Origin of the sequence: Agrobacterium sp. P15N1-A (assembly GCF_044626815.1) — a bacterium.
Taxonomy (GTDB): domain Bacteria; phylum Pseudomonadota; class Alphaproteobacteria; order Rhizobiales; family Rhizobiaceae; genus Agrobacterium; species Agrobacterium leguminum.
Genome location: NZ_JBIUPF010000003.1, coordinates 292,091 through 313,006, shown reverse-complemented (window position 1 = coordinate 313,006; position 20,916 = coordinate 292,091). Strand labels below are relative to the sequence as shown.

The following is a 20,916-nucleotide window of genomic DNA, read 5'->3' as shown; positions in this document are numbered from 1 at the left end:
CAAAGAGGTTTTAACGCAGGCTTTCGAGGCGCTTCAGCGCCTCGGCAAAACCCCTTGCCTGCAATTGAAACGACACCGTGCGGCCTTGCAGATCGGGAGCCTCCACCGTCAGGGTCTGTTCCGCCTTCAGCGCCGAAACAAGCTCGATGAAAGGCGTAAAAGACACGATGCAGCCGACCGGCAGGCAGGTGCTGACCTGTACCTCCTGCAAGCGGACATTTCCGGATTTCACCGCGAAAAGCTTGGTGACGGCCAAACCGAAAGGCAGGACCATGGTGCCGGAAAGCCTGTCTGGCGTTGCGGCATTGTCCAGCCGAAACTCGACGGAAACGACCAGCTTGCGCGTTTTTTCCTCAAGCTGGACCTGCGCGATGGCGCAGGGGGGCTTTACCTTTTCCGCTATGGACGGCGCAGCCTCGGCGCCGTCTTTTTTGGCGGGTGCGGCGCAGGCAAGCTGCCAGCTTCCGTGAACCTCGTGCAATGGCGCCGGTGTCTTCGCTGCCTCTTGCGCGCCCGCACCGCCTGCCGCGACGGCGACGCAAAAAAGAACCGCGAGCGTCGCTTTCGCAAAGCGATTTCGAGTGTGTCTCATCAGAAACGAACTCCGAGCTCTGCGACAGCGGTTTGATCCAGCACATCGGCTGCAAAAACCGCGCCATAACGGAATGTCAAGGTAGCCGAGGAATTGAGATCGTAGCTCAGCCCGAGATTCAATATCGCCGCATCGCGCGTCATCGCCGCACTGGCAACAGCAAAGGCGCTGCCGCCCTGATAAGACAAAATACTCTCCACCGCCGGATCGCCATAGGCGTGACGCCAACCGAGGTCGAATGTCGCGCGACCATTCACGCCTTCAACGGAAATATCGCGGCTGACGCGCGCACCGAGCGTCGAATAGAGCTGATTGTGACTTGCGGAACCGGATGAAACGGCCGCAACGCCGTTCTTTTCGCTGAAGGCGCCAGTATGCGTCTGCACGTAGCCGATATTGGCGTAGGGCTCGATGCGGGTGAGATCGGCATCGAAACGCCAGGCGGCTTCGGCGAAGACCTGCGTGGTGGAGGCGTCATAGCTCGTGGTCAGTTCTTCCCTCAAGGTTGAAAAGGCAATTGCCCGGCGGGTTTCGATATCGTGAAAGGCATGGATCGCTCCGAAGCGCAGCGATGCCGGGCCAACCGACCCACCGGCATAGGCGGCCATATAGTAGCTGTCCACATCGGCCGTGGCGGCAAGGCCGCCCTGGCGGACGGTATCGCGGCCGAAACCGGCGGCGAGGCCCGTGCGCCAGCCGTTATCCCAATCTCCATCGACGCCGAAAAGTCCGCCGCCGCCCCTGATATCAACCGAAGGACCGCGGCTATCGCCATCGAGACGACCGCGCGAGCCAAAACCGCTGGACCAGAAGGCAAGCGAACCTTCGTCGATAGTCTGCGATTCCCTTCCGAGGATCTGGCGCGCATCGATACCGTCGAAAGCGCTGCGCATCCTGTCGAGAATAACGTCGCGCGTCAGCCGGCTGCGGTTTATCAACGCCATTGCAAGCGATGGATGGAGTTCGCCGGTCAGCTGCGAGAAGGCGGATTGAGTTTCACCCTGTTGAAGAAACACCGCTGCCTCATAAAGCGGCGAGGCCTCCCCAAGCGCCTCAACGGCATTGGCTGCACTCGCGCTCTCGGGCGAAGCCCCGCCGGCAAATAGCCCGGGCTCTGGCGAAGCCCGCGTGAAGGAAAGATAAGCTGCCCCGTTGTCGGTGCTCTTCGTCACGCTCACAGTCAAATAGGCGAAGCGTTCGCTTATGCCGGAAAATGCGCCGGAAATGCCATTCGTCGCTGTCAGGATCGTATATTGGGTGCCGAGACTATAGGCCGAATGGCTGGAAAGCGGCGTGACGACGAGACTGACATCACTGTCGATGGTAACGGCGCCATTGACGGCCAGCCTGTCGGAGTTGCCGTCCGCATCGATTTCAACGGCATAACGCGCACCGCTGAGGAATCTTACATCGCCGGTAGAGGTTAGCGTGCCGATAGAATTACCGGGCGAAAGCGCGCCGCCGGAAGCGACTGTCAGGCCGCCGATGGTGCCGGAACCACCGAGCGTCGCGCCGCTGCCGACGGAAACCGGGCTTGCAAGCGAGCCGTTAACGCTGAGTTTGCCCGACGAAACTTCGGTGACGCCGATATAGGTGCTGTTTCCGGTCAGGACCAGATTGCCGCCCCCGGTCTTTTCGAGGGCGCCAGTACCGCTGACGATGTTCGACAGCGTGCCGGCCCCGTCCAAGACGAGTTGCGCATTGTTGACGATCTCTCCGGGGCCGAAACTTTTTGCGGTTCCCGTCAGCGTGCCGGCAGAAACCGTCGTGCCGCCGGAATAGCTGCTGTCTCCGGTAAGAACCAGATTACCGTTACCCGTCTTTTCAAACGAGCCGGAACCGCTGACAAGATTGGAAAGCGTGCCCGCTCCATCCACGACGAGCTCAGCATTATTGGCGATCTCGCCTGAGCCGAAACTCGTGGCTGTGCCTTTCAACGTCCCGCCCGAAACGATGGTGCCGCCGGAATAACTATTGTGCCCGGAGAGCGTCGTCACCCCGTTTTCGGCGCGGATATGGCCCGTCCCGGAAATATCGGCGGATAATACATAATTCGTCTCGGAATGGTTGAAAACGATACGACCGTCCCCCGCGCCGAAAACGATCGCCCCAGCCCTGATCTCTCCAGCCGAATAGGCCGACTGCCCGGCAGCGCCGCCGATGTTCAAAACGCCGGTCGAGCCCGCCTGGAACGCAATGTCGATGATAGTCGCGGCAAGCGAGGCCCCGCCCGTCACGTCCACTTTGCCGCCGCCGTCATAACCGATGACAAGAGTGTCACTGATCTCGACATGCGATCCCGTGCCGTTCACATACAATGTACCGCTTGAGCCTGCCCGCGTGCCCGCATAAAGCCGGTAGGCATCCAGCGATGCACCGTTGAACACCGACACACTGCCGTCTCCGTCATAACCGATATCCATGTAGCCGGAATAAGCGAGATTATTGTCGACCCGAACGCTGACGTTGGAGTCATCGCCATCGACCGTCATTATGCCGAAGGAGCCGGCCAGATAGCCTAACCTGATCTGCCCTGCCCGGATGCCGGCGCCGGCGCTGACCGAAACGTCGCCCTCTGTACCGCTCTCGTATCCGACGACCAGGGCTTTGGCCACCGTCCAGGTCGAGCCGCCGCCGTCGACCGTCACGGAAGAAGACGAACCGGTGCGCGTCGCGACATATCCGCTCTCGCTGGTGACAGCGCCGCCCGTATGAACCCTCAGCGAGCCGCCTCCGACATCGCCCACATAGAGATCGCCGGCATTAAAAGCGCTTTCGGAACCGGAAACAGCGATGGAGCCGCTGCTACCGGCATTTCTCGCGATGACCGTGTCGGCGGCATTGACGATCCCGCCGTTCGCCACCGTCAGCGAGCCCCTACCGTCAAGGCCAACATCGAGACCGCCATTGCCGACCGTCCAGACCGAGCCGCTGCCATCCACGGTGACCTCGCCCGTCGCGCCCGCAACGTTGCCGAGACGCGCGGCGGCGCTTTCAACCGTGCCGCCCGTCTTGATTTGAAGCGCGCCAGAAGCCCCACTCCCGGTCGTATCCAACGTTTTGCCGCCGATCTGCAAATGGCCTGTCGTCCATTTGGTGTCGCCATCGGCTACGACGACGACAGCCGCCGAACGGCGGCCGATGATCGCGGCACCGCTGGTGACGGTCGCCGCCGTGCCGACGAGCATGGTTAGGTTCCCCTCATTGCCGACAACCAGTGTTCCTTCGGTTTTAAGCGAGGAACCGGCGCCACCTATCGTGAACCCACTTATACTCGACGACTGCAGATCAGCGATGATCGTATCGCCGCGGCTCGCGACCGTCCCGCCTCCGGCGATGGTGAACGATGCCGCACCGCCGCCACCGACAACCATGTCTCCGGAAACCGCCAGGCTGCTGCCCTGCCCTTCCACAGACACGGTTCCCATGGAGCCGGCCTCCTTGGCAACCACCAGTGCACCGGTGTCAAGACGGCTTGCGCCCCGCACTTCCAGCACTCCCAAACTCCCGCCACCGAACGGAAGCGCACTAGCGCCATATCCAACAAAAACCGTGCCGGAATTCTCAAGACTGGAAGAATTGTCCAACACGAACAGGCCATTGGCTGTCTCTTTCTCAGCGACGTAGATATTTCCGCCGGACTTGGCCGAGCTTCCGCTGAGAACAAGTTCGCCCCGCCCATTTTTGCCCACCGAAATATCGTGCTCATTCTGCCATTTGCCTCCCGAAAAAAAGCGCAGGGTGCCGGTGACATCAGGCTGAGCGCCCAAGTCGGTGTAAAATGTCGACAGGTCGCCATTGACCGACATTGTTCCATCGGTATTGAGGCCGACAGACAGCCGATAAATCTCGGGTTTTGTCCCGGCGGCGATCGCCGGACCTGCGGAATCGATGGTGACATTGTCATCTGGCAGGGGCACGCGACCATAGGAAATCCAGTTGCCTGGGATAAACCAGTTACCCCCTGCACCACCTCCCCAGACTATCGTATCGGCCAGTACCGACGGGGCGATTGCAAAAGAAAGCACAAGGGCGAAAGGGCTTAAGGAACGTTTTCCCCAGCCCGCGAGTGCGACCGTTGCCCTTGAGCCGGCCCTCCGCGGTTTTACCCTGTCACGGCAGAAACAACCGGACATTCAACCTCCCCCTACCGGCTTCTCTTTCCACCACGCACGATCGGCGAATCATTTTATGATCAAATCAATTAGCCCATTTTGAGAAAACATTGTCAGCAAAAACAGAACAAATCGTATCTATACTGACGACAAAAAGAAAAAACGGAGAACGCCGGGCGTTCTCCGTAAAACAATTGAAATATTTAAACAAGAATATGCTTTTTAAGCACTCGATAAAATACTATCGAATTTTCCTATTGCCGCGAAAATCGGCCAAAGGCTCCGCCCGAAAAGCACAGCGGATCCCCGTCGCGATGGGCGGCGCGCAGCACCTCGCCGACGATGATGGTGTGGTCGCCCGCATCGTGGGACGCCGCCTGCCGGCATTCGAAACGAGCAAGCGTGCCGGGAATGACGGGAACGCCCTCGTCATTCATTTCCCAGTCGAGATCGTCGAAAGCGCGGCCGTTGCGGGTGAAGCGGGCGCTCAGCACATCCTGATCGGCGCTCAGCACGTGGATGGCGAAATGGGTGGCGCCGCTGAAAGCCTGATAACGCGACGAGCTTTTGGCCGGCGACCAGAGGACCAGCGGCGGATCGAGCGACACGGACGCAAAACTGTTGACCGTCATGCCAATCGGCCCTTCCGGCGTCGTGGCGGTCACCACCGTTACGCCTGTCGTGAAAGCGCCGAGCGCATTGCGGAAGCTGCGGCTGTTTTCGCCGCCGGGAACGAATACATGCTCATTGGGCATTTTGATCGCCTCTGCCACTGTCATCACGGCACCTCTTTTCCAATCGCAAGGGTGTAGAGTTCGAACCACGTCTGGCGGTCCATCGTCACGCGAAGCGCATCGGCCGCCGTTCTGATACGCTCGATATTGTTGGTGCCGAGCACCGGCACGATCTTTGCCGGATGGCGCAGCAGCCAGGCGATCGCAACAGCCGTCGCATCAACGCCCTGCTCTTTGCCGATGCGCTGCAGGGCGGCCATTGTGCCGCCATGAGCACCGGAGAACAGCGAGCCGCCGCCGAGCGGCGACCATGCCATCGGAGAAACGCGCTTTTCCTGCAGGAAAGCGAGATCGCCATTGGTAAAACAATCCGTCGCGAGAAGGCTCATCTCGATCTGGTTGGTCACGAGCCGGCTGCTCATCGCCGATTGCAGCAGGGAGAAATCCCACGGGCGGAAGTTGGAGACGCCGACGGCCTTTACCTTGCCGGATGCCACCAGCGCATCGAGCGCCTTGCCGGTTTCTTCCGCATCGATCAACGGATCGGGACGGTGAATGAGCAGCAGGTCGACGTGATCCGTACCCATGTCGCGAAGCGACGCCTCGACCGAGGCGTTGATGTGGCCGGCCGTCGTGTCGTAATGTTTGACGCGGGCGGCGGCGCGACGTCCAGCGGGTGCAACGATGCCGCATTTGGTGACGATTTCTATTCTGTCGCGCAGTCCGGGCGCGGCTTTCAGGCCGGCCCCCAGAATGGCTTCCGCCGTGTATCCGCCGTAAATATCGGCCTGATCCATGGTCGTGATGCCCTGCGCGAGGCAAGCCTCGATCTTGGCCTGCACATGGGCGGGCGAGGTATCGGCATCGTCACCGATGCGCCACATGCCATAAACGATGCGGCTGAGTTCGAGTTTGTCGGAAAGAGCGATGCGTTCCATCAGTGGCGTTCCCCGTTGCCGAGCGGCGTGGCAGGCGTTTCAGAAGGTACCCGGCCGTAAGCATGCGGCAGGGAGCAGGTTTTCATCTGCGGCAGAACCTTGGTGCCGAAGTGTTCCGCCTCATCAATATGCGGATAGCCGGAAAGAATGAAGGCGCGAATGCCCATCTTCTGGTATTCCTCCAGCGTCGACAGAACCTGATCCGTCGAGCCGACGAGAGCCGCGCCGCAGCCGGAGCGCGCCCGACCGATGCCGGTCCACAGATTGGGTTCAACGTAACCGAACTTGTCAGCCAGTTCGCGGGCACGCGCCTGATGCGACACGCCGAGCGAGCCGCTGTCATGGGCGCGGTTGCGGATCAGCTGGCCATATTCGTCATCGAGCTTCGAGACCAGATGTTCGGCGTATTCGCGGGCTTCCTGTTCGGTATCGCGCACCACCATGTGGACGCGCAGGCCGTAATCCAGCGTGCGGCGATGGGCGGCTGCACGTTCATTGGCAGCGCGCATGCGGTCCGCCAGCTGGTCCTTCGTCTCAGGCCACATCAGATAGACGTCACACTGCGCGCCACAGAGTTCCAGCGCATCCGGCGAATAACCGCCGAAATAAAGCAGCGGTCCGCCATTCTGCTGGTAAGGCCGTGCCGGCTCGGTGGAGACACCCTTGAACTGGTAGATTTCACCGTCATGGTCGATGGTGTCGCGCGTCCAGGCCTGACGCAGGATCTCAACGACCTCGTGGCTGCGCTTGTAACGAAACGCACTATCGGCCACTTCTCCGGGAAAATCGGAGCTGATGACGTTGAGCGTCAGGCGGCCCTTCAGCATGTGATCGAGCGTCGCCACCGTGCGCGCCAGCATGATCGGCTGCATCTCGCCGCAGCGGATCGCCGCAAGGAAATTGATGCGGTCACTGATCGGCGCACAGCCTGCAACGAAGCTCAGCGTATCCTGCCCCACCTGATAGGAAGAGGGGCAGAGGATGTTGCGGAAACCGAGTTCCTCGGCCTTTTTGACGATATCGGAGCAATGGTCGAAACTGGAACGCAGGCTGCCATCCGGCACGCCAAGATAGGCGTAGTCATCGGAACACAAAGCGGAAAACCAGGAGACCTCGGCAGCATCGAGATCAGCGGATGTAACGGGTACGACGGTCATGCAATTCCTCCTCAGGGCCGCTCTCGTTTTTCTTGCATAACATCAAGAAATATGTAAATCAATGATGTATCAATTTTTGTTTCGGGGGAGGAAACGGCATATGAAACACACTGGCGGCAGCCTGCCAATGTATATGCAGATCGCGGAAATGCTGGTGCGCGAAGTGGCGGCGGGCCGGCTGATCGATGGAGAGAAGCTCGCGCCGGAGCGCGATATGGCGGCCGATCTCGGCATCGCTGTTGGCACGCTTCGCAAGTCACTCGCCGAATTGCAGGAACGCGGCCTGCTGGAGCGGGTGCAGGGTTCCGGCAACTACATTCGCGCCGTCAGCGATCCGCAAAGCGTCTACGCCTTCTTTCGGCTTGAACTGATCGAGGGCGGCGGCCTGCCGACGGCGGAGGTTCTGGATGTGGCGCGCCTTGCCAAGCCCGCCGACCTGCCCGCCTTCGGCACATCGACCGAAGGACACAGGATTCGTCGCCTGCGGCGCATTGCCGGCAAACCGGCGGCCATCGAGGAAATCTGGCTGGACGGTTCTTACGTCGACACCATCGCCATCGAGAACATGTCGGAATCCCTCTATCTCTATTACCACACCCGCCTTAACCTCTGGATATCGAAGGCGGAGGATCGCATCGATCTCGGCGAAGTACCGGAATGGACACCCGAGGTCTTCGGTCAGAAATCAGGCGCGCTGGTGCCGCGGGTGCTGCGTCTCAGCCAGGCGCAGGATGGTGCGGTGGCCGAAGTTTCATGGACCTGGTTCGATCATACCGTTGCGCGATACGTTTCTCGCATACGTTGAGACCGCGCAAAATTCGCGTGATCCAGATGAACGGAGAAATTTGACGGGAGGCAAGCAAGCAGCGGCCTGTCCTGCTGGTTGTTTTGCGACTATATTTCTTTAAATCAATGGCTTAATAGTTTTTGATTTCTGTCAGAAATAAAATTGATACACTATTGATTTCCTTTTTTTGAAAGGTAATATCACGTCCTCAGGGAGACAGGCGTTTCGCCATCCCACGATATCGCCAGACAATCGGGATCGATTTTCAACGATGCGATGCGTGGAACTTGAAGGTTGATACCGGCAATGGCGTCCATCCGAATTCTGGACGCGCCGGTCGTGAGGAGGAAAATATGGCTTCGGTCAGCCTGCGCAAGCTGGATAAGAGTTACGGTGCGCTTCGCATCGTCAAGGGCATAGACCTTGAAATCAACGATGGCGAATTCGTCGTATTTGTCGGCCCTTCCGGCTGCGGCAAATCGACGACGCTGCGCATGGTCGCGGGGCTTGAAAGCATTACCGGCGGCGAGGTGAAGATCGGCGACCGCGTCGTCAACCGGCTGCCGCCGCGCGAGCGCGACATCGCCATGGTGTTTCAGGATTATGCGCTTTATCCGCACAAGACGGTGCGCGAGAACATGGGCTTCAGCCTGAAGGTTCGCGGTGTCAGCGCCTCGCAGGCCAATGCCAGCATCGACGAGGCGGCGAAGATGCTTGGCATCGAGCACCTTCTCGACCGGCGGCCCGGCCAGCTTTCGGGCGGCCAGCGCCAGCGTGTGGCCATGGGCCGCGCCATCGTGCGCCGCCCGCAGGTGTTTCTGTTCGATGAGCCGCTTTCCAACCTCGACGCCAAGCTGCGCGGACAGGTGCGCACGGAAATCAAGCGGCTGCACCAGCAGCTCGGCACGACCATCATCTACGTTACCCATGATCAGGTGGAGGCCATGACGCTGGCAGACCGCATCGTTATCCTGCGTGGCGGCGATATCGAGCAGGTCGGCACGCCGGACGAGGTCTATAACCGTCCGGAAAGCGTCTTCGTCGGCGGTTTCGTCGGCGCTCCGGCGATGAATTTCGCCCGCGCCAAGGTGAGCGGCGACCGGCTGGCATTTTCGGACGGCAATTCCCTGCCGATGGCAGCCATCCGGCCGTCCCGCGAAACGGGGCTCGAAGGGCGTGAAGTCATCGTCGGCATTCGTCCGGAACATTTCGGCCCCGCCGAGGGCTTCGACACGCAGCTTGCGGTCAAGGTGCAGGTGGTGGAGCCGCTGGGCTCGGACACGCTCGTCCATTTCAGCCTTGGCGATGCGGCGCTGACCGCACGCATGCCGCCGCATCTGCGGCCTGCGCCGAATGAGGAACTGAAGATCGGCGTCGATCCGTCCAAGGTCCATCTGTTCGACGCCGCGACGGAACGCTCGATTCACTGATCGCCGGGCGAAAAACGCTGCGGCCAAGGGTTTAATAACGGGAGGAACACATGACATTCAAAGCTATCGGGGGCAAAGCTATCGGGGGCAAAGCCCTCATGGGTGCAACGCTCTGCGCGACCATGCTCGCCTTTTCGGGACAGGCCTTTGCCGACGCCGAACTGAAAATCTTCGTTTCCAGCCAGCATCAGCCCGATGTCTGGCGCAAGGCGCTCGATCAATATGAGGCGAAGACGCCGGGCGTGAAGGTTGTCATCGAGACCGGCGGCAACACCTCGGAAATGCAGGCGCAATATCTCAACACCGTGATGTCGGCGAAGGATTCCAGCCTCGACGTGCTGATGCTCGACGTCATCCGTCCGGCGCAATTCGCCACCGCCGGCTGGACCAGCGATTTCTCCGGCAAGGACATGTCCGCTTATCTGCCGACCTATGCCGAAGCCAACACCGTGGACGGCAAGATCGTGGCGCTGCCCGCCTTCGCCGACTCCATGTTCCTTTATTACCGCAAGGACCTGCTGGACAAATACGGCATTCAGCCGCCGACCACCTGGGACGAGCTGAAGGAAGCATCCAAGAAGGTGATGGAGGGTGAAAAGAACCCCGATCTTCAAGGCCTGTCCTTCCAGGGCAAGGCGATCGAAGGCGCGGTCTGCACCTTCCTCCTGCCCTATTGGAGCGAGGGCAAGTCGCTGGTCGAAAACGGCAAGCTGAACTTCGATAATCAGGCGGCCGTGGATTCGCTGAAGCTCTGGAAGAGCTTCGTCGATGAAGGTATTTCCAAGAAGAACATTTCCGAAGTCGCGACCGACGACACTCGCAAGGAATTCCAGGCCGGCAAGGTTCTCTTCGCCGTCAACTGGTCCTACGCCTGGACCCATTTCCAGGGCAAGGAATCGCAGGTGAATGACAAGGTTGGCGTCGCCCGCCTGCCGGCCGTCAAGGGCGGCGAGCAGACAACCTGCCTCGGCGGCTGGGAATTCGGCGTTTCCGCCTATTCCAAACAGCAGGATGAAGCCAAGAAGCTGGTGGAATATCTCTCCGGTCAGGATGTGTCGAAGTTCATGGCCATCAACGCCACGCTGCTGCCGACCTATGCCGCTCTCTACAAGGATGCGGATGTGACAAAGGCAATCCCGTGGTTCGCGGACGCCCTGCCCGTGGTTGAGACCGCCAAGGCCCGTCCCGTGACGCCGCGTTACAACGAGGTCAGCGAGACGATCCGCACCACCGTCAACGGCGTACTTGCCGGCGTCATGACGCCGGAGGACGGCGCAAAGCAGATGGAAAGCCGTCTGCGGCGCGTGTTGCGCTAAGCTTCAAGGCCGGAAAGCGGCGTGGTTTCATGCCCTTTCCGGCTGCTTCGACGGACAGGAATAAACGCGCCCGGGCGGTGCGATAAACGGGCCGGATATGAACCGGTCCGATCGGGAGACGATGACGTGAATCCAGTTGCGGGAGTGGCAGGTGTGACAATGCCGGAAAGAACCATGGTCCGGGTGGACGAAAAGCAGCTGCCGCGCTGGACGCGGTGGCTCGATCTCGGCGACCGGTCGCTTGCCGTGCTTCTGCTGGCGCCTGCTGCCATTCTTCTGTCGCTGATCATCGTCTATCCGGTGGCGCGGCTTGTTTATACCTCGTTTTTCAGCCTGTCGCTGACATCGGGCCTGCCGGCGGAATTCATCGGCTTTGAAAACTACACGGCGATGTTCGATGACCCGATCTTCTGGGAAACGACCTGGAACACGGTTCTGATAACGCTGATTACCGTGCCCGGCGCGCTGTTCATGGGCCTTGGCCTCGCGCTGCTCGCCAACCTGCCCTTTTCCATGCAATGGCCGATGCGCCTGTCGCTGCTCATCCCCTGGGCGCTGCCGCTCTCCTTTGCCGGCCTGATCTTTGCGTGGTTCTTCCATTACGAGTATGGCGTGGTCAATGATGTGCTGAACCGGCTGGGCTTTGAAGGCGTCATCTGGTTCAACTCCCCCAACTGGGCGTTTGCGGCCATCTGCCTGACCATCATCTGGAAGACATCCTCTTTCATGGCGCTGATGATCCTTGCCGGCCTGCAGACCATTCCGCGCTCGCTCTACGAGGCGGCGGATGTGGATGGCGCCGGTAAAATCCGGCAGTTCTTCGAAATCACCCTGCCGCTTCTCAAGCCCTCGATCGTCGTCGCCCTCATCTTCCGCACGATCACGGCGCTGCAGACCTTTGATATTCCTTACATGATGACCGGCGGCGGCCCCGGCACATCCACCACGACGCTTGCCATGTACATTCACCAGAACACCGTTTCCTTCCTCGATCTCGGCTACGGTTCGGCGCTCGCTGTCATGATGTTTGCGCTCTCCATGTGCGTCACCGCCGTTTATCTCCGCATCATCAGGACGAAGGACTGATCCCATGAGCACCGTTGCAAATTCCGGTCTGTCCTCGTTCTTCTCCGGCAAGCCTCTGCGCTTCATCGCGGCCTCCATCCTTCTGGTCAACGGCCTGTTTCCGGCAATCTGGATCCTCTTCACCTCGCTGAAGACGGAAGCGGAACTGACGGCGAAGCCGATCACCTGGTTTCCGCACGCGCCGACGCTGGCCAACTACATGCAGGCCTTTTCCGATCAGCCGCTGCACCTCTTCCTGTTCAACAGCTTCATGGTGGCGCTGCTTTCGACCGCACTCACCATCCTGATTTCGGTGCTGGCGGCTTACGCGCTGGCGCGGCTCAACCTCAAATACCGGGCGCTGATCCTCTCGCTCATCATCGCCGTTTCCACCTTTCCGCTGGTGACCCTGCTGGTGCCGCTGTTCGAAATCATGCGGGCGCTGAACCTGCTCAACAGCTGGACGGCGCTTATCCTGCCCTACACCGTGCTTTCGCTGCCGGTCTGCACGCTTATGCTGGTCTCCTTCTTCGAAAGCATCCCGCGTGATCTCGAAAACGCCGCCATGATCGATGGCTGCACCCGCATCGGCGCGCTGTTCAAGGTCGTCGTGCCGCTCTGCGCGCCGGGTGTTTTCACCGCCGGCATTCTCGCCTTCGTTAATGCCTGGGATGAATTCCTGCTGGCGCTTTCCTTCAATTCCAATCCGGCCCTCCGCACCCTGCCCGTCGGCATCCAACTTTATCAGGGTGAATTCGCCTTCCCCTGGCCGGTCATTTCGGCGGCGCTGGTGGTTGGTATCGTGCCGGTCGCGATCCTGATCGTCATCTTCCAGGAGCGGGTCGTCTCGGGTCTCACCGCCGGTGGTCTCAAGGGCTAAAAGGTAAAGTCATGCATTTCGAAACGACCAAAGACGGCTTCGCGCTCACGATCGGCAACCGCACCATACTTTCCCATTCTCCCCAAAACCCGGCCTTCTTCGCCGGTTTCGGCAAGGAGCGAATGGACATGTATCGCGGCAATTTCGATATCGAAGACTATGTCATTGAGCGAACCGCCCTGCGCCACGCCGAGGTCAACGGCGACAGCATCACGCTCTCATCCGCGCCGGGACAGGCACCGCGCCTTCGCCTGACACTCGACGGCAACGCGATGCGGCTAACGGCGCTGGATGACACCGTCAACCGCCTCTGGCTGCGCGTCGTTGCGGAAACGGATGAGCATGTCTGGGGAGGCGGCGAACAGATGTCCTATTTCGACATGCGCGGCCGGCGTTTCCCGCTCTGGACTTCCGAGCCGGGGGTCGGCCGCGACAAGACCACCGAAATCACCTTCAAGTCCGATGTCAGCGGCAAGGCGGGCGGTGATTATTACAATACCAACTATCCGCAGCCGACTTACCTGTCGTCGCGCAGATACGCCCTCCATGTGGAGACAAGCGCCTATTCGGTCTTCGATTTCCGCAACGGCGATTTCCATGAGATCGAAATCTGGGCCATTCCCGAAAAGATCGAATTCTTCGCCGGCGATCATTTTGCCGATATCGTTTCCGCCCTGTCGCTGCGGTTCAGACGTCAGCCAGAACTGCCGGAATGGATCTATGGCGGCGCGATCATCGGGTTAAAGGATGGCGTCAACTCCTTCGCCAGACTGGAGAAAATCCGCGCTGCCGGAACGAAGGTGTCCGGCCTCTGGTGCGAAGACTGGGTGGGTCTTCGCCAGACGTCATTCGGCTCGCGCCTGTTCTGGGACTGGCAGGCGAATGATACGCGTTATCCCCATCTGCGCCAGAAGATCGCCGAGCTTGCCGATCAGGGCATCCGCTTCCTGGGTTATGTAAACCCCTATCTCTGCGTAGATGGTCCGCTTTTCCCGGTTGCCGAAAAAGCCGGTTATTTCGCCACCGACGCCGAGGGCAAGACAGCGCTGGTGGATTTCGGCGAGTTCGATTGCGGCGTGGTCGATTTCACCAATCCGGCCGCCGCCGACTGGTTTGCCGAAGAGATCATCGGCAGGAACATGCTGGATTTCGGCCTCTCCGGCTGGATGGCCGATTTCGGCGAATATCTACCGATCGACATCACGCTTTCCAATGGTGTCGACGCCAAGCTGATGCACAATGCCTGGCCAACGCTCTGGGCCGAGGTGAACGCCAAAGCCGTCGAAAGCCGTGGCAAGACGGGTGAAGCGCTGTTCTTCATGCGCGCCGGCTTCACCGGCGTGCAGGCCCATTGCCCCCTCATCTGGGGCGGCGACCAATCGGTTGACTTCTCCCGTCACGATGGCCTGGTCACCGTCATCTGCGGGGCGCTCTCCTCCGGCCTCATGGGCAATGCCTATCACCATTCCGATATTGGCGGTTACACCAGCCTGTTCGGCAATGTCAGAACCGCAGAGCTCATCATGCGCTGGACGGAGATGGCCACCTTCACGCCGGTCATGCGTACACATGAGGGCAACCGGCCGCGCGAGAATCTCCAGATCGATCAGGATGAGGCGGTTCTTGCCCATTTCGCCCGCATGACATCCATCTATGTCGCACTGGCCCCCTATCTGAAATCGCTCTCGGCGGAAGCGGCCAGGACGGGTCTGCCGGTGCAGCGTCCGCTTTTCCTGCACTACGAGAATGACCGACAGACCTATGCCATTCAGGACTGCTATCTCTACGGGGCGGACATGCTTGTCGCGCCGGTCTGGAAAGCAGGTGAAACCCAACGCTCGCTCTATCTTCCGGGCGACAGTGAATGGGTGCACCTGTGGAGCGGCACGCATTATCCCGGCGGACAGGACGTCACCGTCGAAGCGCCGCTCGGCGAGCCGGCGGTGTTCTATCGTGCAGATAGCAGCCATCGGCCGCTGTTTGAACAGCTTCGAACCATTGGCTGACAAAGGGCTAAACGAGTGGGTTCGTCCCTGCCATCACCCCGTCAGGCGGGGTGATGTGATGGCCTTTTTGAAAAGGGCGGTCATCGCATCGCTGATGCCCTGCGACGGGCTGACTTCGAAGAACAGGCCCGGCGAAGCGCATTGCTGCATGCGTGCGCCGATTTCCGGCTGAAAGGGTTTGATCCAGCTATTGTACCAGTCGTTGGTCGGCAGCGGCAGATAGGTGGTATAAAGCACGGCGATCCGAAAACCCTTTTCCTTCAGCTTCGTGCAATATTTGATATCGATCGGTTCCTGACAGCGGCCGCTGGTCGTTTTTTTGGTGCAGGCGGATGGCTTGTAGCTGTCGCCGACACCGTCCGAAACGAAGAAGATGATCTTTTCGGGGCTGGCTGAACTTGCACCGGTGCCCGAACTGCCGATCCTGTCGCCAATCTGGGTCAGTGCCCGGTCGAAATCGGTCTGCTGGTCGTTGTTGAACCCCTGCTTGGGGATCGACATCAGGTCGACTTCAGCGGCTTTTTTCTTCGCGATCGCCAGATCAGATGTCAACGACACGACTTCGAGCAGCTTCGTATCTTCCGCTTTCTCTCCGAAGGAGTAAACCGCCATACGATATTGATTGCTGCTTTTGCGCATGGACTTCGCCGTATCCATCAGGCTTGCCGTGGCCTGCGCCACCACATTGATGCGCGTTGTGACCCCGAGGCTTTTGGCCTTGTAGTAATAGCTGTTCTTATCCACCACCCCGTCTTTCACGATGTGACAGGCGAAAGCACATTTGTCGCTCGTATTCGCAACCATGGTGGCAACGTCGGTTGGCGTCGCGCCAACGCCCATCGAGGGGGTGTTATCCAGAAGGACATAGAAGTCGCTGAATGTTTCCGTCTCGTATTTGGCGGTCGCCTTGCCCGAAACGGTGATGAGATCCTCTCCGAGTATCCGTGAAAGCGTCGTGCCGACGGATGCCGTGAAATTGACCGAGGATTCGATGGCATTACCCTGCTTGATCACCGACACGTCAAGAGACAGGAGCTTGTAGTCGGGATTGGCCCGCTCATTGCTTTCAAAGAATGCAGAGGCTTCATCAGTGCCAAGCGAAATGACACCGTCGCCCGACATTTCCTTTGCCTTGTGAACGCTCGACGACGTATCGGCGACCACCGCAAGCGCCGCGGCATCCGCCGCCATCTGCAGGTCCGATTTGACGGCCATGCCACGCGTTATATCAAGGGCCACGCCGGCCGCCCCAATCAACGGCACCATCAACAGGGCGCTGAGAATGCCGAAATTTCCCGATTTATCCTGCCAGATGTTCTTCAAATTCGCCCCCGGAACTTTTCCCCGGAGCGAAAGTTAGCCGAACAATATTGAAAGGCAGTTTCAAGAGATAACTAATTTTCGATAAATCTAATTTCCTCAATAACTAATACGCCAATCGGAGGTACGCACCGGCGCGAGGCCGTTCGGGCATTCAAGATCACGCCTGACGACGGATCGCTGGTCGGACGTTGACATTTATGAAACTTGACCTACAAAACAAACTCTTCCGAGGGGAGCACCGAACGGTGCTGAGATGGCGATGAGCCGGACCCTTGAACCTGATCCGGGTCATGCCGGCGTAGGAACGGAACTGTCGCGCCAAGAGGCGCTGCCCTTTCTCTTCTCCGCTTTGCCTGATCTCCGAGATTGTTACATCTGGAGACGAATGATGATGCTGAAACCTTCCGCCCTTCGCACACGGTGCGTCTGCGTCTGAGGTCCGGCTCATGCGTGCCACCCATGCGCTGAACGGTGTCGGTCTTCTGCTGGTTTTCTGGCAGGCGGGAACATGGCTGTTTTCGCCGCCCCGCTATATCCTGCCGTCGCCCGCCGATGTCGCTGGCGCTTTCTGGCGTCAGCCCGGCTTCCTGTTCGGGCAGGCACTGGTAACGCTCGGTGAAATGGCGCTCGGTCTCGCGGCAGGCATCGCCGCCGGTATTCTCGTCGCTTTCACGATTGCCGCCATCCCGCGCCTCGGCCGCCTCGTCTGGCCCATGGTTCTGGTGTTGCAGGCCTTTCCGGTCTTCGTGCTCGCTCCCATCCTCGTCCTCTGGTTCGGTTTCGGCATGGCTTCGAAAGTGGTCATGACGGCGATCATCATCTTCTTCCCCGTTGCCTCCGCTTTCACGGACGGCCTCAACCGCACGGATCGCGCCATCCTCGACGCCGCCTCGCTGACTGAGGCGAGCCACTGGCAGATCCTCACCCGGTTGCGCGTGCCGCTGGCGTTGCCCTCGCTCATTTCCGGTCTCAGGGTTGCCGCGCCGCTCGCCCCACTCGGCGCCGTCATCGGCGAATGGGTGGGCGCATCGGCCGGGCTCGGGTTTGTGATGATCCAGTCCAATGCCCGCATGCAGACCGACACCATGTTTGCCGCCATGGCCATTCTCGCCGTCATGGCGGTGCTGCTGCGGCTCATCGTCGACCGGGCGACCGCCAATCTGGCCCCCTGGGCCAAGGAAACAGAACACACCATTCCTTTCAGATCTTTACGGAGACTTTCGGCACCATGAAACGAACTCTTCTTTCCCTCGTCGTCGCGGCAGCAAGCGTACTTTCACCCATGCAATCGCATGCGGCAGACAAGCTGACCGTGTTGCTCGAGTGGTTCGTGAACCCCGATCATGCGCCGATGGTAATCGCGAAAGAACGCGGCCTGTTTGCCGAGGCCGGGCTCGAAGTGGAACTGGTTCCGCCCGCAGACCCCTCCGCCGTGCCGCGTCTCGTCTCGGCCAAACAGGCCGATATCGGCGTGCACTACCAACCGAACCTCTACCTCGATCACGATGCCGGCCTGCCGCTCGTGCGTTTCGGCACGCTGGTCGAGACCCCGCTCAACACTGTCACCGTTCTGGCCGATGGTCCGATCAAAAGCCTGAAGGACCTTAAAGGCAAGAAGGTCGGCTTTTCCGTTTCCGGCTTCGAGGATGCGATGCTGAAGCGCATGCTGGAAAAGGACGGTCTGACGAAGGATGATATCGAACTCATCAACGTCAATTTCTCGCTCTCGCCGTCGCTGATCGCCGGCAAGGTGGATGCCACGCTGGGCGGCTTCCGCAATTTCGAGCTGACGCAGATGAAGCTGGAGGGACATGAAGGCCGCTCTTTCTTCCCGGAGGAACACGGCGTGCCGGCCTATGACGAGCTGATCTTCGTCACGCACCGCGATCTCGCGAAAGACAACCGCCTGCCGCGTTTCCTCTCCGCCGTGGAACAGGCCGCGATCTTCATCACCAACCATCCGCAGGAATCCTGGCAGCTTTTCATCAAGGCCTATCCGAACCTTGACGACGCGCTGAACAAGCAGGCCTTCTTCGATACGCTGCCACGTTTCGCCAAGCGCCCGGCTGCACTTGATCGCACCCGCTATACCCGTTTTGGCGCTTTCATGCAGGAGATGCAGCTGATCAAGCAGGCGCCGGCGGCGGACGACATCGCCGTGGAGCTGCAGCAGCCATGACGACGAATTTCCCGACAGCGGCAATCGCCGCCGAGATTCTGGAGCGCGTGCGGCAGACGCGCCCGCGCGTGCATTGCCTGATGAACACGGTGGTGCAGAAATTCACCGCAGACGGCATCACCGTCGTCGGCGGCATTCCCTCCATGACCACCTCGCTCGAGGAGATCGAGAGTTTTGTCACCAAGGCGGATGCGCTGACCGTCAATCTCGGCACGCTGGATGCCGAGCGGCGAAAGGTCATCCGGCTGGCGATCGAAATCGCCAATGCATCCGGCAAGCCATGGATCGTCGACCCCGTGCATTGCGATTACTCGCCGTCACGGCTGGAATTCACGCGCGAACTCATCGCCCTTTCCCCCACCATCGTGCGCGGCAATCGCGCTGAAATGAGCCTGATCGGCGATGTGCCGGATGCTGTCCGGATTGAGACCGGGCCGGTCGATCATCTGCGCGATGCCGCCCGCAGCATCAGGATCGTCAACGGTCATCCGTGGATGGCGAAGGTGACGGGAACGGGGTGCCTTTCGGGCGGCGTCATCGCCGCCTTCATGGCAGTGGAAAAGGACGCCCTGACTGCGGCGGCCTCCGCCCTTGCCGTCACCGGCGTTTCCGCCGAACTCGCAGCAAAACACGCCAGAGGCCCCGGCACCTTCGAACCGGCGTTTCTGGATGCGCTTTCCGGAATTTCCGGTGAGGACATCACAAATCACGCGAGGATAGAGCATGAACAAGGTTGATTACCGCCTCAACGCACTGGTCGATGCGAGCCTTGGCGATGTCGCGCCGCTGCCGGAGCTTGCTCTGGCCGCCGCACTGAACGGCGCGACCATTCTGCAATATCGCGACAAGCACGGCTCGACGCGGGAGATGATCGAAAACGCCCATGCCATTCACGAGGCTATTACCGGCACCGGCGTGCCGCTGGTCATTAACGATCGGGTGGATGTGGCGCTCGCATCGGGCGCGGACGGGGTGCATCTCGGCGCCGACGACATGGACGCTAAAACCGCAAGGCGTATTCTCGGCGAAAAGGCGATCATCGGCCTCACCGTCAAGAACCGCCCCGATGCCGAACGGGCGGCCTCCATGCCCATCGACTATGCCTGCATTGGCGGCGTGTTCGAAACCATTTCCAAGGTCAATCCGGACAAGCCCGTCGGTGTCGACGGTTTTGCCACGCTGCGCGCCCTGCTGAAGGAGTGGAAGCCGGATATGCCGGTCGGTGCTATCGCCGGCATCGATCTTGCCCGCGTGCCACCTGTCATTGCCGCCGGCGCGGATGGTGTGGCGGTCATTTCCGCCATTTTCCGCGCGGGCGATATTGCCAGCGCAACCAAGGACTTCCGCTCCAGGATTGACACGGCGCTGAAAGCGAGACAGCCATGACAGCCATTGCATTGACCATTGCCGGCTCCGACAGCGGCGGCGGCGCGGGTATTCAGGCGGATATCAAGACCTTCTCCGCGCTCGGCGCCTATGCCGCCAGCGTCATCACCGCCATAACCGCCCAGAACACCAAGGGCGTGACGGCGGTGGAGGATATTTCGGTCGCCACCATCGTCGCGCAGATGGATGCGGTATTCTCCGATCTCGCCGTCAATGCGGTGAAGATCGGCATGGTCTCGCGGATCGAAACCATCGCCGCCATCGCGGAACGGCTTCGGCGGCAATCGCAGCCGGTGGTGCTGGACCCGGTCATGGTGGCTACATCAGGCGACCGTCTGCTGCATGAAGACGCCATCGAGACATTGCGGCGCGACTTGCTGCCGCTCGCGACCATCGTTACGCCAAACCTGCCGGAAGCGGCGCTGCTGACCGGCACTTCGATGGCGAAGACGGAGACGGAGATCGCCCGCCAGGCTGAGTTGATCCTGAAGGCGGGAGCGAAAGCCGTGCTCATCAAGGGCGGCCATGGCGACGGGCCGGAGAGCACGGATTATCTGTTTGCGGACGGCGGTATGCAGGCGCTTTCCGCGTCGAGGGTCGAGACGAAAAACGACCACGGCACCGGCTGCACATTGGCGGCGGCGATTACGGCTCATCTGGCGAGGGGTCGTGAGTTGCGGGAGGCGGTTGGGCTTGCGAAGGAGTATCTGAATGGGGCGCTCGATGCCGGGCGGGACCTTGCCGTCGGGCATGGGCGGGGGCCAGTGCATCATTTTTATCGGTGGTGGGGGTGACTTGAAGGGGCGGAGCGTGGGGTTTACCCCCCTCTGTCCTGCCGGACATCTCCCCCTCAAGGGGGGAGATCGACAAGTGGCCCGCTCACCTCATTCCAGTAAGCCACGCAATCGATAGTGAGACGGTTGCGAGGGAACGAGCGGTCGCCCCATCCAATCTCCCCCCTTGAGGGGGAGATGTCCGGCAGGACAGAGGGGGGTCCCCGCGAACTCC

The 20,916-nt window shown here is 60.3% G+C and carries 17 protein-coding genes and 1 riboswitch; of the genes, 11 read left to right on the top strand and 6 right to left on the bottom strand.

Annotation, left to right across the window (positions count from 1 at the left end; all coding sequences use genetic code 11):
* Positions 1–10 precede the first annotated feature (10 nt).
* The 5 genes from ACIK7D_RS13330 to ACIK7D_RS13310 form a co-directional block, all read right to left on the bottom strand.
* The gene (locus ACIK7D_RS13330; RefSeq protein ID WP_400156533.1) at positions 11–592 is read right to left on the bottom strand and encodes an invasion associated locus B family protein; all 582 of its coding nucleotides are present in this window, start codon (positions 590–592) and stop codon (positions 11–13) included.
* Complete coding sequence (locus tag ACIK7D_RS13325) at positions 592–4,728, bottom strand: autotransporter domain-containing protein (RefSeq protein ID WP_400156532.1); 4,137 nt, start codon at positions 4,726–4,728, stop codon at positions 592–594. The genes ACIK7D_RS13330 and ACIK7D_RS13325 overlap by 1 nt, the downstream gene beginning before the upstream one ends.
* Before the next feature lie 233 nt (positions 4,729–4,961).
* Positions 4,962–5,486, bottom strand: a complete 525-nt coding sequence (locus tag ACIK7D_RS13320) for a flavin reductase family protein (protein ID WP_003519878.1) — start codon at positions 5,484–5,486, stop codon at positions 4,962–4,964.
* Positions 5,486–6,379 (bottom strand): aldo/keto reductase family oxidoreductase, encoded by an 894-nt coding sequence (locus ACIK7D_RS13315; RefSeq protein ID WP_400156531.1) that lies wholly within the window; start codon positions 6,377–6,379, stop codon positions 5,486–5,488. The genes ACIK7D_RS13320 and ACIK7D_RS13315 overlap by 1 nt, the downstream gene beginning before the upstream one ends.
* Positions 6,379–7,536, bottom strand: a complete 1,158-nt coding sequence (locus ACIK7D_RS13310; RefSeq protein ID WP_400156530.1) for an LLM class flavin-dependent oxidoreductase — start codon at positions 7,534–7,536, stop codon at positions 6,379–6,381. The genes ACIK7D_RS13315 and ACIK7D_RS13310 overlap by 1 nt, the downstream gene beginning before the upstream one ends.
* A 100-nt stretch (positions 7,537–7,636) precedes the next feature.
* On the opposite strand from ACIK7D_RS13310, the gene ACIK7D_RS13305 reads away from it, so the two are divergent.
* The 6 genes from ACIK7D_RS13305 (at position 7,637) to ACIK7D_RS13280 (ending at position 15,020) form a co-directional block, all read left to right on the top strand.
* On the top strand, positions 7,637–8,341 hold the full coding sequence (locus ACIK7D_RS13305; RefSeq protein WP_400156529.1) for a GntR family transcriptional regulator: 705 nt from the start codon (positions 7,637–7,639) through the stop codon (positions 8,339–8,341).
* Positions 8,342–8,676: 335 nt separating this feature from the next.
* Positions 8,677–9,753, top strand: coding sequence for an ABC transporter ATP-binding protein (locus tag ACIK7D_RS13300; RefSeq protein WP_080819122.1), 1,077 nt, complete (start codon positions 8,677–8,679; stop codon positions 9,751–9,753).
* A gap of 50 nt (positions 9,754–9,803) precedes the next feature.
* Positions 9,804–11,069, top strand: coding sequence for an ABC transporter substrate-binding protein (locus tag ACIK7D_RS13295; protein ID WP_400156528.1), 1,266 nt, complete (start codon positions 9,804–9,806; stop codon positions 11,067–11,069).
* 174 nt (positions 11,070–11,243) lie between these two features.
* The gene (locus tag ACIK7D_RS13290; RefSeq protein WP_003519885.1) at positions 11,244–12,155 is read left to right on the top strand and encodes a carbohydrate ABC transporter permease; all 912 of its coding nucleotides are present in this window, start codon (positions 11,244–11,246) and stop codon (positions 12,153–12,155) included.
* A gap of 4 nt (positions 12,156–12,159) precedes the next feature.
* Positions 12,160–13,014: a carbohydrate ABC transporter permease gene (locus ACIK7D_RS13285; RefSeq protein WP_035220846.1), complete on the top strand. Its 855-nt coding sequence runs from the start codon at positions 12,160–12,162 to the stop codon at positions 13,012–13,014.
* A gap of 11 nt (positions 13,015–13,025) precedes the next feature.
* Positions 13,026–15,020 carry an alpha-glucosidase gene (locus tag ACIK7D_RS13280; RefSeq protein ID WP_400156527.1) on the top strand — a complete coding sequence of 665 codons (1,995 nt, stop codon included), beginning with the start codon at positions 13,026–13,028 and terminating at the stop codon, positions 15,018–15,020.
* Between the two features lie 33 nt (positions 15,021–15,053).
* Here the strand turns inward: ACIK7D_RS13280 and ACIK7D_RS13275 are convergent, their stop codons facing one another.
* Positions 15,054–16,343, bottom strand: coding sequence for a TadE/TadG family type IV pilus assembly protein (locus ACIK7D_RS13275; RefSeq protein ID WP_065117629.1), 1,290 nt, complete (start codon positions 16,341–16,343; stop codon positions 15,054–15,056).
* Between the two features lie 219 nt (positions 16,344–16,562).
* Positions 16,563–16,665, top strand: a riboswitch (TPP riboswitch).
* Between the two features lie 124 nt (positions 16,666–16,789).
* On the opposite strand from ACIK7D_RS13275, the gene ACIK7D_RS13270 reads away from it, so the two are divergent.
* Genes ACIK7D_RS13270 through thiD form a run of 5 tightly spaced genes read left to right on the top strand, consistent with a single transcriptional unit; the run spans position 16,790 to position 20,702 of the window.
* Complete coding sequence (locus ACIK7D_RS13270) at positions 16,790–17,575, top strand: ABC transporter permease (RefSeq protein ID WP_080819125.1); 786 nt, start codon at positions 16,790–16,792, stop codon at positions 17,573–17,575.
* Positions 17,572–18,522 carry an ABC transporter substrate-binding protein gene (locus ACIK7D_RS13265; RefSeq protein WP_400156526.1) on the top strand — a complete coding sequence of 317 codons (951 nt, stop codon included), beginning with the start codon at positions 17,572–17,574 and terminating at the stop codon, positions 18,520–18,522. The genes ACIK7D_RS13270 and ACIK7D_RS13265 overlap by 4 nt, the downstream gene beginning before the upstream one ends.
* Positions 18,519–19,259, top strand: a complete 741-nt coding sequence (locus tag ACIK7D_RS13260; RefSeq protein ID WP_400156525.1) for a hydroxyethylthiazole kinase — start codon at positions 18,519–18,521, stop codon at positions 19,257–19,259. Before ACIK7D_RS13265 ends, ACIK7D_RS13260 begins: the two co-directional genes overlap by 4 nt.
* Entirely contained in the window at positions 19,246–19,908 is a 663-nt protein-coding gene (gene thiE, locus ACIK7D_RS13255) for a thiamine phosphate synthase (RefSeq protein ID WP_400156524.1), read from the top strand. The genes ACIK7D_RS13260 and thiE overlap by 14 nt, the downstream gene beginning before the upstream one ends.
* Positions 19,905–20,702: a bifunctional hydroxymethylpyrimidine kinase/phosphomethylpyrimidine kinase gene (gene thiD, locus ACIK7D_RS13250; protein ID WP_400156523.1), complete on the top strand. Its 798-nt coding sequence runs from the start codon at positions 19,905–19,907 to the stop codon at positions 20,700–20,702. The genes thiE and thiD overlap by 4 nt, the downstream gene beginning before the upstream one ends.
* Positions 20,703–20,916 lie beyond the last annotated feature (214 nt).

What these genes read in the sequence shown, in the direction of transcription:
- thiE (WP_400156524.1), top strand. Translation starts at nt 19,246, where the DNA reads ATGAACAAGGTTGATTACCGCCTCAACGCACTGGTCGATGCGAGCCTT.
- ACIK7D_RS13280 (WP_400156527.1), top strand. Translation starts at nt 13,026, where the DNA reads ATGCATTTCGAAACGACCAAAGACGGCTTCGCGCTCACGATCGGCAAC.
- ACIK7D_RS13285 (WP_035220846.1), top strand. Translation starts at nt 12,160, where the DNA reads ATGAGCACCGTTGCAAATTCCGGTCTGTCCTCGTTCTTCTCCGGCAAG.
- ACIK7D_RS13300 (WP_080819122.1), top strand. Translation starts at nt 8,677, where the DNA reads ATGGCTTCGGTCAGCCTGCGCAAGCTGGATAAGAGTTACGGTGCGCTT.
- ACIK7D_RS13290 (WP_003519885.1), top strand. Translation starts at nt 11,244, where the DNA reads ATGGTCCGGGTGGACGAAAAGCAGCTGCCGCGCTGGACGCGGTGGCTC.
- ACIK7D_RS13310 (WP_400156530.1), bottom strand. Translation starts at nt 7,536, where the DNA reads ATGACCGTCGTACCCGTTACATCCGCTGATCTCGATGCTGCCGAGGTC.
- ACIK7D_RS13315 (WP_400156531.1), bottom strand. Translation starts at nt 6,379, where the DNA reads ATGGAACGCATCGCTCTTTCCGACAAACTCGAACTCAGCCGCATCGTT.
- ACIK7D_RS13325 (WP_400156532.1), bottom strand. Translation starts at nt 4,728, where the DNA reads ATGTCCGGTTGTTTCTGCCGTGACAGGGTAAAACCGCGGAGGGCCGGC.
- ACIK7D_RS13320 (WP_003519878.1), bottom strand. Translation starts at nt 5,486, where the DNA reads ATGACAGTGGCAGAGGCGATCAAAATGCCCAATGAGCATGTATTCGTT.
- ACIK7D_RS13295 (WP_400156528.1), top strand. Translation starts at nt 9,804, where the DNA reads ATGACATTCAAAGCTATCGGGGGCAAAGCTATCGGGGGCAAAGCCCTC.
- ACIK7D_RS13270 (WP_080819125.1), top strand. Translation starts at nt 16,790, where the DNA reads ATGCGTGCCACCCATGCGCTGAACGGTGTCGGTCTTCTGCTGGTTTTC.
- ACIK7D_RS13260 (WP_400156525.1), top strand. Translation starts at nt 18,519, where the DNA reads ATGACGACGAATTTCCCGACAGCGGCAATCGCCGCCGAGATTCTGGAG.
- thiD (WP_400156523.1), top strand. Translation starts at nt 19,905, where the DNA reads ATGACAGCCATTGCATTGACCATTGCCGGCTCCGACAGCGGCGGCGGC.
- ACIK7D_RS13330 (WP_400156533.1), bottom strand. Translation starts at nt 592, where the DNA reads ATGAGACACACTCGAAATCGCTTTGCGAAAGCGACGCTCGCGGTTCTT.
- ACIK7D_RS13265 (WP_400156526.1), top strand. Translation starts at nt 17,572, where the DNA reads ATGAAACGAACTCTTCTTTCCCTCGTCGTCGCGGCAGCAAGCGTACTT.
- ACIK7D_RS13305 (WP_400156529.1), top strand. Translation starts at nt 7,637, where the DNA reads ATGAAACACACTGGCGGCAGCCTGCCAATGTATATGCAGATCGCGGAA.